The organism is Streptomyces sp. APSN-46.1, from assembly GCF_022815725.1.
Taxonomy (GTDB): domain Bacteria; phylum Actinomycetota; class Actinomycetes; order Streptomycetales; family Streptomycetaceae; genus Streptomyces.
The window spans coordinates 144,146-160,563 of record NZ_JALGRF010000011.1; the positions used below are offsets into that span (position 1 = coordinate 144,146).

General features: G+C 67.9%; 11 protein-coding genes. 10 read left to right on the forward strand and 1 reads right to left on the reverse strand.

Going from position 1 to position 16,418, the window contains the following annotated elements:
- Positions 1–231 precede the first annotated feature (231 nt).
- The 10 genes from acnA (at position 232) to MTF65_RS24810 (ending at position 15,296) form a co-directional block, all read left to right on the forward strand.
- A complete protein-coding gene (gene acnA / locus MTF65_RS24765; protein WP_243631142.1) occupies positions 232–2,961 on the forward strand; it encodes an aconitate hydratase AcnA in 2,730 nt (909 codons plus the stop codon).
- A gap of 255 nt (positions 2,962–3,216) precedes the next feature.
- Positions 3,217–4,665, forward strand: a complete 1,449-nt coding sequence (ngcE, locus tag MTF65_RS24770; RefSeq protein ID WP_243631143.1) for an N-acetylglucosamine/diacetylchitobiose ABC transporter substrate-binding protein — start codon at positions 3,217–3,219, stop codon at positions 4,663–4,665.
- A 20-nt stretch (positions 4,666–4,685) separates the two neighbouring features.
- A complete protein-coding gene (locus tag MTF65_RS24775) occupies positions 4,686–5,630 on the forward strand; it encodes a carbohydrate ABC transporter permease (protein WP_243631144.1) in 945 nt (314 codons plus the stop codon).
- 13 nt (positions 5,631–5,643) lie between these two features.
- The gene (locus MTF65_RS24780) at positions 5,644–6,570 is read left to right on the forward strand and encodes a carbohydrate ABC transporter permease (RefSeq protein WP_243631145.1); all 927 of its coding nucleotides are present in this window, start codon (positions 5,644–5,646) and stop codon (positions 6,568–6,570) included.
- Between the two features lie 229 nt (positions 6,571–6,799).
- Positions 6,800–8,014 carry an ROK family transcriptional regulator gene (locus MTF65_RS24785; protein WP_243631146.1) on the forward strand — a complete coding sequence of 405 codons (1,215 nt, stop codon included), beginning with the start codon at positions 6,800–6,802 and terminating at the stop codon, positions 8,012–8,014.
- A gap of 118 nt (positions 8,015–8,132) precedes the next feature.
- Entirely contained in the window at positions 8,133–9,245 is a 1,113-nt protein-coding gene (locus tag MTF65_RS24790; protein WP_243631147.1) for a substrate-binding domain-containing protein, read from the forward strand.
- Between the two features lie 184 nt (positions 9,246–9,429).
- On the forward strand, positions 9,430–10,218 hold the full coding sequence (locus MTF65_RS24795) for an ATP-binding cassette domain-containing protein (protein WP_243631148.1): 789 nt from the start codon (positions 9,430–9,432) through the stop codon (positions 10,216–10,218).
- A complete protein-coding gene (locus MTF65_RS24800) occupies positions 10,215–11,507 on the forward strand; it encodes a sugar ABC transporter permease (RefSeq protein WP_374207291.1) in 1,293 nt (430 codons plus the stop codon). Before MTF65_RS24795 ends, MTF65_RS24800 begins: the two co-directional genes overlap by 4 nt.
- A 241-nt stretch (positions 11,508–11,748) precedes the next feature.
- Positions 11,749–13,665: a 1-deoxy-D-xylulose-5-phosphate synthase gene (gene dxs / locus MTF65_RS24805; protein WP_243631149.1), complete on the forward strand. Its 1,917-nt coding sequence runs from the start codon at positions 11,749–11,751 to the stop codon at positions 13,663–13,665.
- Between the two features lie 131 nt (positions 13,666–13,796).
- Positions 13,797–15,296: an amino acid permease gene (locus tag MTF65_RS24810; RefSeq protein WP_243631150.1), complete on the forward strand. Its 1,500-nt coding sequence runs from the start codon at positions 13,797–13,799 to the stop codon at positions 15,294–15,296.
- Positions 15,297–15,344: 48 nt separating this feature from the next.
- On the opposite strand, the gene MTF65_RS24815 is transcribed toward MTF65_RS24810, so the two are convergent.
- Positions 15,345–16,388, reverse strand: coding sequence for an LCP family protein (locus MTF65_RS24815; RefSeq protein ID WP_243631151.1), 1,044 nt, complete (start codon positions 16,386–16,388; stop codon positions 15,345–15,347).
- Between the last annotated feature and the right edge of the window lie 30 nt (positions 16,389–16,418).

Here is a 16,418-nt window from a genome sequence, read left to right on the forward strand (position 1 = left end):
CCTCGTTGGGCCCCCGTTCCGGGCGTTACCCGGTGAAGGCCTTGTGATCTCGCCCATGCCGTGCATGACCAGGACGCGGCCATGCACTAGAGTTATCTCGACATCGAGATATCTGCCGAAGGCGTACCGCAGCCGCCCCTGCTGGTAAGGGTTACCTAACTTAGCCCTACCTTAGCGGATTGGCCATAGGGCGTGGCGGCAGGATTGCGGTTATACGCGCGAATTTCATGCATGAAGGAGACTGTCGTGTCGGCGAACAGCTTCGACGCCCGCAGCACGCTGCAGGTGGGCGACGAGTCGTACGAGATCTTCCGGCTGGACAAGGTTGAGGGCGCTGCCCGCCTTCCCTACAGCCTGAAGGTACTGCTGGAGAACCTGCTCCGTACCGAGGACGGCGCGAACATCACCGCCGACCACATCCGGTCGCTCGGCAACTGGGACTCGCAGGCCCAGCCCAGCGAGGAGATCCAGTTCACGCCGGCCCGCGTGATCATGCAGGACTTCACCGGCGTCCCCTGCGTCGTGGACCTCGCCACCATGCGTGAGGCCGTGAAGGCCCTCGGCGGCGACCCGTCGAAGATCAACCCGCTGGCCCCGGCCGAGCTGGTCATCGACCACTCGGTCATCGCCGACAAGTTCGGCACCCCGGACGCGTTCCTCCAGAACGTGGAGCTGGAGTACGGCCGCAACAAGGAGCGCTACCAGTTCCTGCGCTGGGGCCAGACCGCCTTCGACGAGTTCAAGGTCGTCCCCCCGGGCACCGGCATCGTCCACCAGGTCAACATCGAGCACCTGGCCCGCACGGTCATGGTCCGTAACGGCGTGGCCTACCCCGACACCCTCGTCGGCACCGACTCGCACACCACCATGGTCAACGGCCTGGGCGTGCTGGGCTGGGGCGTCGGCGGCATCGAGGCCGAGGCCGCGATGCTCGGCCAGCCGGTCTCCATGCTGATCCCGCGCGTCGTGGGCTTCAAGCTGACCGGCGAGCTGCCCACCGGCACCACCGCCACCGACCTGGTGCTCACCATCACCGAGATGCTGCGCAAGCACGGCGTCGTCGGCAAGTTCGTCGAGTTCTACGGGCAGGGCGTCGCCGCCACCTCCCTCGCGAACCGCGCCACCATCGGCAACATGTCGCCGGAGTTCGGCTCCACCGCCGCGATCTTCCCGATCGACGACGAGACCCTGAAGTACCTGCGCCTGACCGGCCGCGACGCCCAGCAGGTCGCGCTCGTCGAGGCGTACGCCAAGGAGCAGGGCCTGTGGCTGGACCCGGCCGCCGAGCCCGACTTCTCCGAGAAGCTGGAGCTCGACCTCTCCACGGTCGTCCCCTCCATCGCCGGCCCGAAGCGTCCGCAGGACCGCATCGTCCTCGCCAACGCCGCCGAGCAGTTCGCGCTGGACGTACGGAACTACGTCTCCGACGACGACGAGGCGGGCAAGGAGTCCTTCCCGGCCTCCGACGCCCCCGCCGAGCACAACGGTGTGCCGACCCGCCAGACCCTGGTCACCCTGGCCGACGGCACCTCCTTCGAGATCGACCACGGCGCCGTCACCGTCGCCGCGATCACCTCCTGCACCAACACCTCGAACCCCTACGTCATGGTCGCCGCGGCGCTCGTGGCCAAGAAGGCGGTCGAGAAGGGCCTGACCCGCAAGCCCTGGGTCAAGACCACCCTGGCCCCGGGTTCGAAGGTCGTCACCGACTACTTCGACAAGGCCGGCCTGACCCCGTACCTCGACAAGATGGGCTTCAACCTCGTCGGGTACGGCTGCACCACCTGCATCGGCAACTCCGGTCCGCTGGACGAGGAGATCTCGAAGGTGATCAACGAGCACGACCTCGCGGTCACCTCGGTGCTCTCCGGCAACCGCAACTTCGAGGGCCGGATCAACCCCGACGTCAAGATGAACTACCTGGCCTCCCCGCCGCTGGTCGTCGCGTACGCCATCGCGGGCTCCATGAAGGTGGACATCACCAAGGACGCCATCGGCATCGACACCGAGGGCAACCCGGTCTTCCTCAAGGACATCTGGCCCTCCGAGGCCGAGGTCAACGACGTCGTGGCGAACGCCATCGGCGAGGACATGTTCAACAAGTCCTACCAGGACGTCTTCGCGGGTGACGCGCAGTGGCAGGCGCTGTCGATCCCGACCGGCAACACGTTCGAGTGGGACCCGCAGTCCACCTACGTCCGCAAGCCCCCTTACTTCGAGGGCATGACGATGGAGACCACCCCGGTCTCCGACATCTCCGGCGCCCGCGTGCTGGCGAAGCTGGGCGACTCGGTCACCACCGACCACATCTCCCCGGCCGGTGCGATCAAGGCCGACACCCCGGCCGGCAAGTACCTCACCGAGCACGGCGTCGAGCGCCGCGACTTCAACTCGTACGGTTCCCGCCGCGGCAACCACGAGGTCATGATCCGCGGTACGTTCGCCAACATCCGCCTGCGCAACCAGATCGCGCCGGGCACCGAGGGCGGCTTCACCCGCGACTTCACCGTCGAGGGCGCGCCGGTCTCCTTCATCTACGACGCCTCGCAGAACTACCAGGCCGCCGGCATCCCGCTGGTCATCCTGGCCGGCAAGGAGTACGGCTCCGGCTCCTCCCGCGACTGGGCGGCCAAGGGCACCGCGCTGCTCGGCGTCAAGGCCGTCATCGCCGAGTCCTACGAGCGCATCCACCGCTCCAACCTGATCGGCATGGGCGTCCTGCCCCTGCAGTTCCCGGAGGGCGCCTCGGCGGCCGCGCTGGGCCTCACCGGCGAGGAGACCTTCTCCTTCACCGGTGTGGAGGAGCTGAACAACGGCACCACCCCGCGCACCGTCAAGGTGACCACCGACACCGGTGTGGAGTTCGACGCGGTCGTCCGCATCGACACGCCGGGTGAGGCGGACTACTACCGCAACGGCGGCATCATGCAGTACGTGCTCCGCAACCTCATCCGAGGCTAAGGGACAAAGCGGCCAAGGGCGCGCCAGGCGGAGCCGAATCATTCGGCTCCGCCCCGCTCTTCGGCACCATAGGGCCGTATCCCCGACAAGGGGGTACGGCCCTTCCGCTTATGCCGGCCGTCGTTTATCGGCCATGCGGGTGACGGTGAGGTCTCAACTCGGAAAAGCCGGGGCAGATACGTGTGCACGATCTTGCTCATCCGAGCGGAGGCGGACTATACCTGTGGCCCTCCTGATGAAGGCGAGGACTTGAGCATGGGATCCACCTCCGCCCACGACGAGAACAGCACCGGTGAGGGCCTCGGCCGCCGGGATCTGATCAAGCGCTCCGCGGCACTCGGCCTGATGTCCGTCCCGACCATGAGCCTCCTGTCCGCGTGTGCCTCCGGCGGCGCGGCGCCGAAGGGAAACGGAGCCAAGGCGGCCATCACCAAGGAGAACCCCTTCGGCGTCGCCAAGGGCACCAAGCTGGACGTCGTCGTCTTCAAGGGCGGATTCGGAGACGACTACGCCAAGGCCTGGGAAGCGGCGTTCGACAAGAAGTGGGGCACCACCAGCTCCCACCTGGGCACGCAGGAGATCACCGGAAAGCTCCAGACGCGCTTCAACGGCGGCAACCCGCCGGACGTCGTCGACAACTCCGGAGCCCAGAAGATCAAGCTGGACGTGCTCTTCAAGAGCAACCAGCTCGCCGACCTCACCCCGGTGCTCGACGCGCCCTCCCTCGACGACCCGGACAAGAAGGTCCGGGACCTGCTCATCCCCGGCACCGTCGAACAGGGCATGCAGGGCGGCAAATGCGTCTCGCTCAACTACGTCTACACCGTGTTCGGTTTCTGGTACTCGGGCAAGCTCTTCAAGGAGAAGGGCTGGGCCCCGCCCAAGACCTGGGACGCATTCCTCGACGTCTGTACGAAGGCCAAGGACGCCGGCCTCGGCGGCCTCGCCCACCAGGGCAAATACCCGTACTACATCAACGTCGTCATCATGGACCTGATCGCCAAGAAGGGCGGTCTGGAGGCCATGAAGGCCATCGACAACCTGGAGCCGAACGCCTTCGAGGGCAGCGCGGCCGCGCTCGCCGCCGTAGAGGCGGTCTACGAGGTCGTCGAGAAGGGCCTGCTGCTGCCGGGGACCAACGGCCTGACCCACACCGAATCCCAGACGGCGTGGAACCAGTACAAGGCGGCCTTCATCCCCTCCGGTTCCTGGCTGGAGAACGAGCAGATCAAGCAGACCCCGGACGACTTCGACATGCAGTTCCTGCCGATGCCGCTGCTCCCGGACAGCAAGCTGCCCTTCGAGGCCATCCGGGCCGGCGCGGGCGAGCCGTTCATCGTCCCGGAGCAGGCCGCCAACAAGCCCGGCGGTCTGGAGTTCATCCGTTCGATGCTGTCCCGCGAATGGTCGACCATGTTCGCGCAGCAGGCCAACTCGCTCACCGTGGTCATGGACGGCGTCGACCAGAGCGTGCAACTGCGGCCCGGCACCCAGTCGGCGGTCAAGGCCCTGAAGGCAGCCGGGGCGAACACGTTCAACTACCTGTACCCCGACTGGTACAGCGAGATGGACACCGCGATCCAGGACGCGTCCAATGAGCTCATGGCCAAGCGGATCCAGCCGAAGGAGTGGATCAAGCGGGCCCAGGCCGCGGTGAACAAGGCGGCTCAGGACCCGAACGCCAAGAACAACCGTCGCAGCTGACGCCACCAGGGACGGACACCATGAGCCACGTAGCCCAGGGCGGGAGGCGGGGCGGCTTCATCGCCGGCTTCCTCGTCGCACCCCTCGCGCTGTACCTGACCTTCGTCATCTGGCCGTACGTGCAGACGTTCGGTTACTCCTTCACCAACTGGACCGGCCAGTCACCGACCTTCGACTTCGTCGGACTGGAGAACTACTCGGCCCTGACGAAGGACGAGGTCTTCCGCGGCGCGCTGTGGCACAACCTGCTGCTCCTGGTGTTCGTCCCGACCATCACCATCCTGCTCGCCCTCTTCTTCGCCTTCATGGTGAACGCGGGCGGCCGGGGCGCCGCCGGCGGGGTGCACGGGGTGCGGGGCTCGGCGTTCTACAAGATCGTCTACTTCTTCCCGCAGGTCCTCTCCCTGGCCATCCTGGCGGTCCTGTTCAGCGCCGTGTACCGCAGCGACGAGGGCGGGCTCCTCAACGGAATCCTCACCCGGATGGGCCTGGTCGATCCGCGGGCGCCCATCGAATGGCTCAACGAGCCCTCGCTCGTGCTCTGGTGCCTGCTGCTGGTGGTCGTCTGGCACGGGGTCGGCTTCTACCTCGTCCTGTTCTCCGCGGCCATGCAGTCCGTCCCGAAGGACATCTACGAGGCGGCCCTGCTCGACGGCGCGGGACGCGCCCAGACCTTCTTCAAGGTCACCCTGCCGCTCCTGTGGGACTCTGTGCAGACCTCCGCGGTCTACCTGGGCATCGCCGCGATGGACATGTTCGTCCTGGTCTCGACGATGACCTCGGGCCAGTTCGGCGGCGGCCCCGACCACCACAGCGAGGTCATGGCGACGGTGCTGATGCGCAACTTCCTGACCTTCGGCAAGAGCGGGTACGCCTGCGCCATGGGCGTCGTGATGCTCGTCCTGACCATGATCCTCTCTGTTGTCACGCTGCGCGCCACCCGCCGCGAGCGCATCGAGTTCTGAGCCGGAGACCACCATGACCACAGTCATCAAGGCACCGGGCGAGGCGGCGGCCGAGCGGTCGGGCGGGGGCGGCGGGCCGGCGCGGCGCGCGAGGAGCGGCTCGGACGGCACGGTCCTCAACGTCTTCTCCCACGGCTTCCTCGCCGTGTGGGCCCTGCTGATCGTCCTGCCCCTGATCTGGCTGGCGCTCGGCTCCTTCAAGACCGACGCGCAGATCGGCGGCTCGGCGCTCAGCTGGCCCTCCCACTGGAGCCTCGACGCCTTCGGCCGCGCCTGGGACAAGGGCATCGGCGACTACTTCGCCCACACGCTGATCGTGATGGCGTTCTCGGTACCGCTGACCATGCTCCTCGGGTCGATGGCGGCCTACGTCCTGGCCCGCTATCCCTTCCCGGGCAACCGGTTCGTCTACTTCTTCTTCGTCAGCGGCGCGATGTTCCCCGTGTTCCTCGCACTGGTGCCGCTGTTCTTCATGGTCAAGCGGTTCGACATGCTGAACACGTACCACGGCCTGGTCCTGGTGTACGTGGCCTACTCGATGCCGTTCACCGTCTTCTTCATGCATTCCTTCTTCCGGACGCTGCCGACGGCGGTCCACGAGGCGGCGGTCATCGACGGGGCCTCCGACACCCGGATCTTCTTCCAGGTGATGGTGCCGATGGCCAAGCCCGGTCTGATCAGCGTCGGGATCTTCAACATCCTGGGCCAGTGGAACCAGTACATCCTGCCGTCGGTGCTGATGCAGCCGCAGGACGGCTCCGATCCGGAGCGTTACCTGCTCACCCAGGGCCTGATCCAGCTTCAGCAGCAGCAGGGATACGCGACCGACCTGCCGGTGCTCTTCGCCGGCGTCACCATCGCCATGATCCCGATGCTGGTGGTCTACCTGTCCTTCCAGCGCCAGATCCAGGCCGGCCTGACCTCCGCCACCCTCAAGTAACGGAGTCGGGCCTTCCTGTGCCTCAATGGAATAGGCACAGGCCTTTTCTGCGCCTTTCGACCGATAGGGGCAGATTCGCGCTGCGTGAGCCTCTTGACGTGTGGAGGCCCAAAGGCTCGACTTAAGGTTCACAAGTTGGAGAGACGCCGGAGTCTCGGAGCACCTGGCCGCGACGACCCGGCCGGGGGGCGACGGCTGGCCGTCGCTTATGGGCAGGAGTGGATGAGTCGTGCAGACTCCCGGATCGCAGTCCTCGCTGCATCGTGCGAATCTCGAAAGGGTCGTGCGGGCCGTGCGCCTCGCCGGGTCGCTGACCCAGGCGGAGATCGCCCGCGCCACCGGACTGTCGGCGGCCACGGTCTCCAACATCGTCCGCGAGCTCAAGGAAGCCGGGACCGTCGAGGTCACCGACACCTCGGCCGGCGGCCGCCGGGCGCGCAGCGTCTCGCTCAGCGGGGACGCGGGCATCGTGATCGGCGTGGACTTCGGCCACACCCATCTGCGGGTGGCGGTCGGAAACCTCGCCCACCAGGTCCTGGCCGAGGAGGCCGAGCCGCTGGACGTGGACGCGTCCTGGACGGAGGGCTTCGATCGGGCGGAAGCGTTGGTCGGACGGCTGATCGAGGGCATAGGGGTGGGCCGGGAGAAGGTCATCGGCGTCGGTCTCGGCGTCCCCGGCCCGATCGACGTCGAGTCCGGAACGCTGGGCTCGACCGCGATCCTGCCGGGCTGGGCCGGGATCAACCCCCGCCAGGAGCTCTCGCGGCGCCTCGGCGTGCCCGTCTACGTGGACAACGACGCCAACCTCGGGGCCCTCGGTGAACTCGTCTGGGGGAGCGGCCGGGGAGTAAAGGACCTCGCGTACATCAAGGTGGCCAGCGGTGTCGGCGCCGGACTGGTGATCAACGGTCAGATCTACCGGGGGCCCGGCGGCACCGCCGGCGAGATCGGGCACATCACGCTGGACGAATCGGGCCCGGTCTGCCGCTGCGGCAACCGCGGCTGCCTGGAGACCTTCGCCGCCGCGCGCTACGTCCTGCCGCTCCTCCAGGGCAGCCACGGGCCGGAGTTGACGATGGAGCGGGTGGTCGAGCTGGCCCGTGACGGAGACCCCGGCTGCCGCCGGGTCATCGCCGACGTGGGCCGCCATGTCGGCAGCGGCGTGGCCAGCCTCTGCAACCTCCTGAACCCGAGCCGGGTGGTGCTGGGCGGCTCCCTCGCGGAGGCGGGTGAACTGGTCCTGGCCCCCATCCGTGAATCTGTGGGGAGGTACGCCATCCCGAGCGCGGCCCGCCAGTTGTCGGTGCTCACGGGGTCCCTGGGCGGGCGGGCGGAGGTGCTCGGCGCGTTGGCTCTTGTGCTCAGCGAAATGGGCGATTCAACACTTTTGACGGAAAATGGCAGTGGAGTGCGAGCGCCCGCTGTCATGTCTTCAGTTAGATAACGGATGGCACCGTTGTCATCTCGTTAAGGATTCACTCCTTGACGGCAAACTTGCGGCCGGGGTTGACTCACATCCACCTCGGCCGCAACGTTGCGGCCTCGTCAGGGAGGTTCAAGTAATGAACACGCGTATGCGTAGAGCCGCCGTAGCCGTCGCCGCCGGCGCCATGGCCGTTTCCCTCGCCGCTTGTGGCAGCGCCAAGGAGTCCGGCACGGGTTCCAAGGAGACCGGCGCCGCCAAGGGTGAAGCGATCAAGGTCGGTCTACTCCTGCCGGAGAACCAGACCGCGCGCTACGAGAAGTTCGACAAGCCGCTGATCGAGAAGAAGGTCGCCGACCTCACCGGTGGCAAGGGCGAGGTGGTCTACGCCAACGCCAAGCAGGACGCGACCACCCAGAACTCGCAGGTCGACACGATGATCACCAACAAGGTGGACGTCCTGATCATCGACGCGGTGGACTCCAAGGCCATCGCGGGCTCGGTGAAGAAGGCCAAGGACGCCGGCATCCCGGTCGTCGCCTACGACCGTCTGGCCGAGGGCCCGATCGACGCGTACACCTCCTTCGACAACGAAGAGGTCGGCAAGGTCCAGGGCAAGGCGCTCCTGGACGCGCTGGGCGACAAGGCCAAGGACGGCCAGATCGTCATGATGAACGGTTCGGTCACCGACCCGAACGCCAAGCTCTTCAAGTCCGGTGCGCACTCCGTCCTCGACGGCAAGGTGAACATCGGCAAGGAGTACGACACCGTCGAGTGGAAGCCGGAGAACGCCAACACCAACATGGCGGGCGCCCTCTCCGCCCTCGGCAAGGACAAGATCATCGGCGTCTACTCCGCCAATGACGGCATGGCCGGCGGCATCATCACCGCCCTCAAGGCGGCCGGCCTGTCCCCCCTGCCGCCGGTCACCGGGCAGGACGCCGAACTCGCCGGTGTGCAGCGCATCGTCGCCGGTGAGCAGTTCATGAGCGTCTACAAGCCGTACGCACCCGAGGCCGCGGCCGCCGCCGAGATGGCCGTCGCCCTCGCCAAGGGCGAGAAGATCGACGACATCATCAACAACAAGATCGACAGCCCGACCACCAAGGGCGTCCCGTCCGTGCTGATCCCGGTCGTCTCGCTCACCAAGGCCAACATCAAGGACACCGTCGTCAAGGACGGCGTCTACAAGGTCGAGGAGATCTGCACCGAGAAGTACGCGGCCGCCTGCGCCGCCATCGGTCTGAAGTAAGACCCCCGGAAACCGGCCTCCCTCCCCGCGAGGAGCCCCCGCGCCTGTCCGGCGCCCCGCCACCTCTTTCCCCGCCACCGGCGGGGCGCCGGACAGAAACGCTTCCTCCATACCGCCAAGTCCCCCCATTCGCCCCGCTCCTGCTCTTTTGCACGACATCCCCGCCGGTCAGGCGGCGAAGGAGATGGTTCATGTGTCCGCTGCGCCCGTGCTGGCGTTGCGAGGGGTCTCGAAGCGGTTCGGCGCCGTTCAGGCCCTGACCGACGTAGAACTCGAGATCCACTCCGGTGAGGTGGTCGCCCTGGTCGGCGACAACGGCGCCGGCAAGTCCACGCTGGTCAAGACGATCGCCGGCGTGCACCCCATCGATGACGGCGTCATCGAGTGGGAGGGCCGCCCGGTCTCGATCACCAAGCCCCACGACGCCCAGAACCTGGGCATCGCGACGGTCTACCAGGACCTCGCGCTGTGCGACAACATCGACGTCGTCGGCAACCTCTTCCTCGGCCGCGAACTCAAGCGCCGCGGTGTCCTCGACGAGGTGGAGATGGAGCGCCGCGCCCGCGAGCTCCTGACCACCCTGTCCATCCGGATCCCCAGCGTCCGGATCCCCATCGCCTCGCTCTCCGGCGGCCAGCGCCAGACCGTGGCGATCGCCCGCTCGATGCTCGGCGAGCCCCAGCTCGTCATCCTCGACGAGCCCACCGCCGCCCTCGGCGTCGAGCAGACCGCACAGGTGCTCGACCTCGTGGAGCGGCTGCGCGAGCGCGGCCACGCCGTCATCCTCATCAGCCACAACATGGCCGATGTGAAGGCAGTCGCCGACAAGGTGGCGGTCCTGCGGCTGGGCCGCAACAACGGCGTCTTCAACGTCGCCGACACCTCGCAGGAAGAGATCATCTCCGCCATCACCGGTGCCACGGACAACGCCGTGACCCGCCGGGCGGCCCGCACCGGGGAGGCCCGCAAGTGAGCACCGAACACCACACCCACGCGGAAGAAGTGGCTCAGCTCGCCAATCCGGCCGCCCCGGCGGACGCCATCCCGGCCGTGGACCCGCGCCTGCTCGTCCGCGAGCAGGGCCTCTCCGGCTACCTGAGCGAGTTCGGCCGCAAGATGAAGGCGGGTGACCTGGGCTCCATCCCGGTCGTCGTCGGCCTGATCATCATCTGGGGCATCTTCCAAGGGCTGAACGAGAACTTCCTCTCCCCGGAGAACCTGACCAACATCGCGATCACGATGGTCGCCACCGGCATGATCGCCGTCGGCATCATCTTCGTGCTGCTGCTCGGCGAGATCGACCTCTCCGTCGGCTCGGTCAGCGGTGTCTCCGGCGCGGTCTTCGCCGTCCTCGCCGTCACCCACGGCGTGAACGAGTGGCTGGCCATCCTCGCCGCCATCGCCGGCGGCGCGCTGATCGGCGCGATCCACGGCTTCTTCTTCGCCCGGATCGGCGCACCGGCCTTCGCCGTCACCCTGTCGGGCCTGCTGTTCTGGTCCGGCGCGATGCTGCAGATCCTCGGCAGCAACGGCACGATCAACATCGACTCCGACGGTGTGGTCGGCCAGCTCACCACGTACTACTTCACGGACGTGGCCGCGGCCTACGGTCTCGCGGCGGTCGCGGTGGCGGTGTACTTCTTCGCCACCTTCTCCGACAACAACCGCCGCCAGGCCGCGGGCGTCCCGTCCCGGCCGCTCGGCGAGATCCTGCTGCGCACCGGCCTGCTCGCGGTGTTCACCTTCGGCCCCGCCGCGGTGTTCAACCAGTACAAGGGCCTGCCGCTCGCGGTGGTGCTGTTCGTGGTCGTCCTGGTCGGCACGGACTTCGTCCTGCGCCGCACCTCCTTCGGCCGCAACATCTTCGCGCTCGGCGGCAGCGTCGAGGCGTCCCGCCGCGCGGGCATCAACGTCACCGGGATCCGGATCGCGGTCTTCTCGATCTCGGGCACCTTCGCCGCCGTCGGCGGGCTCTTCTGGGCCTCCAAGATCGCGGCGGCCAACCAGAGCGCCGGTGCCGGCGACCTGCTGATGAACGTGATCGCGGCCGCCGTGATCGGCGGCACCAGCCTCTTCGGCGGCCGGGGCCGCACCTGGAACGCCCTCCTCGGCGTCATGGTGATCATCTCGATCCAGTACGGTCTGGCCTTGGAGGGAATCGCGACGCCGATCCAGTACATGATCACCGGCGCGGTGCTGCTCGCCACCGTCGTGATCGACTCGGTCACGCGCAAGACCCAGAAGACGGCCGGACGCGCCTGATCGGCGCCCCGGCACGGTAAGACCGGTCACAGTGCCCGGTGCCACTTCGTGTGGCGCCGGGCACCTGTGCGTACATCTGTGCGTACAGCTGTGCGGGTATACGCCCGTTTGTGATGTGTGACCTCGCGATGGTGTGTTCATGTATGACAAAGGTGTGACCGACCCGGTACCGCCCGATGACGGCCGCCGGGAGCGGAACATTAGACTCGTCAGATCAGCAAGCAACTGCAAGGAGGCACGGGTGCTGCTGCCCCGCATCAAGGGACCGCGCGATCTGGACCCGCTCAGCCAGGAGGAGCTCACTCAGCTCGCCGCCGAGATCAGGTCTTTCCTCGTCGACGCCGTCTCCAAGACCGGCGGGCACCTCGGCCCCAACCTCGGTGTGGTCGAACTGACGATCGCCCTGCACCGGGTCTTCGACTCGCCCAAGGACAAGGTCCTCTTCGACACCGGCCACCAGGCCTACGTCCACAAGCTGCTCACGGGCCGCCAGGACTTCGGCAACCTGCGCTCCAAGGGCGGCCTTTCGGGCTACCCCTCGCGCGCCGAGTCCGACCACGACGTCATCGAGAACTCCCACGCCTCCACCGTGCTGGGCTGGGCCGACGGCCTGGCCAAGGCCAACGAGGTACTGGGCCGCGAGGACCACCACGTCGCCGCCGTCATCGGAGACGGCGCGCTGACCGGCGGTATGGCCTGGGAGGCGCTGAACAACATCGCCGCCGCCAAGGACCGCCCGCTCGTCATCGTCGTCAACGACAACGAGCGCTCGTACGGCCCCACCATCGGCGGCCTCGCGAACCACCTGGCGACCCTGCGCACCACGGACGGCTACGAGCGCTTCCTGGCCCGCGGCAAGGAGATCCTGGAGCGCACCCCGGTCGTCGGGAAGCCGCTCTTCGAGACCCTGCACGGCGCCAAGAAGGGCCTGAAGGACTTCATTGCCCCGCAGGGCATGTTCGAGGACCTGGGCCTGAAGTACATCGGGCCCATCGACGGCCACGACGTCGAGGCCCTGGAGTCCGCCCTGCAGCGCGCCAAGCGCTTCAGCGGCCCGGTCATCGTGCACTGCCTCACCCAGAAGGGCCGGGGCTACGAGCCGGCCGTCCAGGACGAGGCGGACCGCTTCCACGCGGTCGGCGTCATCCACCCGGACACCGGCCTGCCGGTCAGCACCGACGCCGCCAGCTGGACCTCCGTCTTCGCCGACGAGATGGTCAAGCTCGGCAAGGAGCGCGAGGACATCGTCGCGATCACCGCGGCCATGCTCCAGCCGGTCGGCCTGAAGAAGTTCGCGGACGCCTATCCCGACCGCATCTTCGACGTGGGCATCGCCGAGCAGCACGGCGCCACCTCGGCGGCGGGCCTGGCCACCGGCGGCGCCCACCCGGTCTTCGCGGTGTACGCGACCTTCCTCAACCGCGCCTTCGACCAGGTCCTGATGGACGTGGCCCTGCACAAGTGCGGGGTCACCTTCGTCCTAGACCGGGCCGGTGTCACCGGCACCGACGGCGCCTCGCACAACGGCATGTGGGACATGTCGATCATGCAGGTCGTGCCCGGCCTGCGGCTGGCCGCCCCGCGGGACGCCGAGCAGCTGCGCGCCCAGCTGCGCGAGGCCGTCGAGGTCAAGGACGCGCCGACCGTCGTGCGCTACTCCAAGGGCGTCGTCGGCCCCGCCGTCCCGGCCGTCGGCAGGATCGGCGGCATGGACGTGCTGCGCACCCCGGCCCCCGAAGTCACCCGGCCGGACGTACTGCTCGTCTCGGTCGGCGCGCTCGCCCCGATGTGCCTGGAAATCGCCGACCTGCTCGACAAACAGGGCATCTCCACCACCGTCGTGGACCCCCGATGGGTCAAGCCCGTGGACGAGGCCCTGGCCCCGCTCGCGGAAGGCCACCGGGTCGTCGTCACCGTCGAGGACAACGGCCGCACCGGCGGTGTCGGCGCCGCCGTCTCGCAGGCCCTGCGGGACGCGGGTGTGGACGTACCGCTGCGCGACTTCGGCATTCCGCAGCGCTTCCTCGACCACGCCTCCCGCAAGGAGGTCATGGCCGAGATCGGGCTGACCGCGCCGGACATCGCCCGGCAGGTCACGGGCCTGGTCGCCAAGCTGGACGGCCGCTACGACAGCGAGCCGGCCGCCGCCGTCGACTGACCCCCGCCGGGTCCGCCCTGTTGCACGCCACGGGCCGGGAGATCATCCTTTAGGGGATGGTTCACCCGGCCCGTCCGTGTGCCGGGACTACCCCCTGGCTCCGCCGGGGGGACCCCAGTTCGGAGGTGCCCGTGACATCGGATCTGAACAGCCAATTCCGTACCAAGTCGGTCGAGCAGTCCATCCGTGACACGGAGGAACCCGAGCACCAGCTCAAGAAGTCGCTCTCCGCCTGGGACCTGACCGTCTTCGGCGTCGGCGTCATCATCGGCACCGGCATCTTCGTCCTCACCGGCATCGCGGCCCGGAACAACGCCGGACCCGCGACCTCCCTTTCCTTCGTCGCAGCGGGCATCGTCTGCGCGCTCGCGGCGCTCTGCTACGCCGAATTCGCGTCCACCGTGCCGGTGGCCGGCTCGGCGTACACCTTCTCGTACGCCTCGATCGGCGAGCTGCCCGCCTGGATCATCGGCTGGGACCTGGTGCTCGAATTCGCACTCGGCACCGCCGTGGTGGCGGTCGGCTGGTCCGGGTACGTGCGCAACCTCATGGCGACCAACCTCGGCTGGGACATGCCCGCGGCGCTGTCCGGGCCCGACGCGGGAGGAACCTTCGACCTGATGGCCTTCCTGCTGGTCCTCGCGCTGACCGCCATCCTGGTCGTCGGGACGAAGCTCTCGGCCAGGATCACCGCGATCGTCGTCGCCATCAAGGTCACCGTGGTGCTGCTGGTCATCATCGCGGGCCTGTTCTTCATCAAGGCGGACAACTACTCCCCGTTCATCCCGCCGGCCCAACCGCAGGCCGAGGGCACCAGCGGCCTGCACGCGCCGCTGATCCAGGTGCTCTTCGGGTACGCGCCCACCAACTTCGGTGTCATGGGCATCTTCACCGCGGCCTCCCTCATCTTCTTCGCCTTCATCGGCTTCGACGTCGTGGCCACCGCGGCCGAGGAGACCAAGAACCCCCAGCGGGACATGCCGCGCGGCATCCTCGGCTCGCTGGCCGTCTGCACCGTGCTCTACGTCGCCGTGACGCTGGTCGTCACCGGCATGCAGCACTACACGGAGATGTCGGCGAGCGCCCCGCTCGCCGAAGCCTTCAAGTCCGTGGGCCAGCCCTTCTTCGCCGGTGCCATCAGCCTCGGTGCGTCCGTCGGCCTGATCACCGTCTGCATGATCCTGCTGCTGGGCCAGACCCGGGTGTTCTTCGCGATGAGCCGTGACGGACTGCTGCCGCGCGTCTTCTCCGTCACCCACCCGAAGTACCGCACCCCCTACCGGGCGACCATCCTGCTCGGTGGGATCATCGCCATCGTCGCGGGCTTCACCAGCCTCGAGAAGCTGGCGGAACTGGTGAACATCGGCACCCTGTTCGCCTTCGTGGTGGTGGCGCTCGGCGTGATGATCCTCCGCCGCAGCCGCCCCGACCTGCACCGGGCCTTCCGCACCCCGTGGGTGCCGCTGGTCCCGATCCTGTCGATCGCGGCCTCGTTCTGGCTGATGCTCAACCTGCCAGCCGAGACCTGGATCCGGTTCGGCATCTGGATGGGCGTCGGCATCGTCGTCTACTACGTCTACGGGCGCCGCAACAGCCGCCTCGGGAAGGTCGGCCCCGACGCGAAGTTCTAGCGGAGTTCCAGGAGTTCTAGGAGTACTGGAAGCGGAAGACCTCTCCCGTCAGCCCTTGGCGGGGGAGGTCTTCGCGGACTCCGGGACCTTCCGGTCGGTCCGCAGGGCCTCCCACAACTGGTCCGCCTGCGGCTGCGCGACGACGACCCGGTTCGGGTCCACCTTGTCGTAGGCCACCGGCAGCATGATGGTCTCCATGGTGGCCGGGTCCACGCCCTTCATGCTCCGCGCGAAGTCGGACAGCGCGGTGAGCGAGGCCAGATCGGAGTCCGTGGTCAGCGACTTGGTGGCGGCGTCCGCGAGCTTGTACAGCCGCGCCGGATTGCCGAGGGCGTCCTGCTTCTTCACCTCGGCCAGCATCGCCAGCAGGAACTGCTGCTGGAGGCCTATCCGCCCGAGGTCGCTGCCGTCCCCGTAGCCGTAGCGCGTACGGACGAACCGGAGCGAGTCGGTGCCGTTCAGCCGGTGCGTGCCCGCGTCCAGCTTGAGGCCGCCCTTGGCTCCGCTCATCGGCTTGTCCAGGGTGACGGTGACCCCGCCGAGCGCGTCCACGAGTCCCTTGAACCCGGCGAAGTCCACCTCGACGAAGTGGTCCACGCGGATCCCGGAGAGCTGCTCCACGGTCTTGACCACACAGGCCGGACCGGCGAGGGAGTAGACGGAGTTGAACATGACCCGGTTCGCGGACGGCACGGCCCGGCCGTCCTTGTCCTTGCACTCGGGCCGGGTGATCAGGGTGTCGCGCGGGATGCTCACCGCGGTCGCCCTGGACCGGCCCTCGGGTATGTGCACGAGCATCGTCGTGTCGGAGCGGGCGCCGCCGACATCGCCGTGGTCGAGGTCCGCGTTGGCCCCGGCCCGCGAATCCGAGCCGAGCACGAGGACGTTCTGGGCGTTCGGGACCACCTTCGACGGCCGGTTGTCGATCCCGATCGCCTGGTCCAGATCGACGCTGTCGATGTTGCCGTTCAGGTGGCCGTACGTCCACCAGCCCGCCCCCGCGGCGCCCAGGCCCAGCACGGCCACCAGCAGAAGGGAGATCCGCAGAACGCGGCGGCCGCGGCTCCTGGGCCGCACCTGCTTGTCCGTCATGGGGGTGAATGATAGACAGACTTTCGAATG

Excerpts from the sequence above, each read along its gene's own strand:
- acnA (WP_243631142.1), top strand. The coding sequence starts at position 232 with ATGAAGGAGACTGTCGTGTCGGCGAACAGCTTCGACGCCCGCAGCACG.
- ngcE (WP_243631143.1), top strand. The coding sequence starts at position 3,217 with ATGGGATCCACCTCCGCCCACGACGAGAACAGCACCGGTGAGGGCCTC.
- MTF65_RS24775 (WP_243631144.1), top strand. The coding sequence starts at position 4,686 with ATGAGCCACGTAGCCCAGGGCGGGAGGCGGGGCGGCTTCATCGCCGGC.
- MTF65_RS24780 (WP_243631145.1), top strand. The coding sequence starts at position 5,644 with ATGACCACAGTCATCAAGGCACCGGGCGAGGCGGCGGCCGAGCGGTCG.
- MTF65_RS24790 (WP_243631147.1), top strand. The coding sequence starts at position 8,133 with ATGAACACGCGTATGCGTAGAGCCGCCGTAGCCGTCGCCGCCGGCGCC.
- MTF65_RS24795 (WP_243631148.1), top strand. The coding sequence starts at position 9,430 with ATGGTTCATGTGTCCGCTGCGCCCGTGCTGGCGTTGCGAGGGGTCTCG.
- MTF65_RS24815 (WP_243631151.1), bottom strand. The coding sequence starts at position 16,388 with ATGACGGACAAGCAGGTGCGGCCCAGGAGCCGCGGCCGCCGCGTTCTG.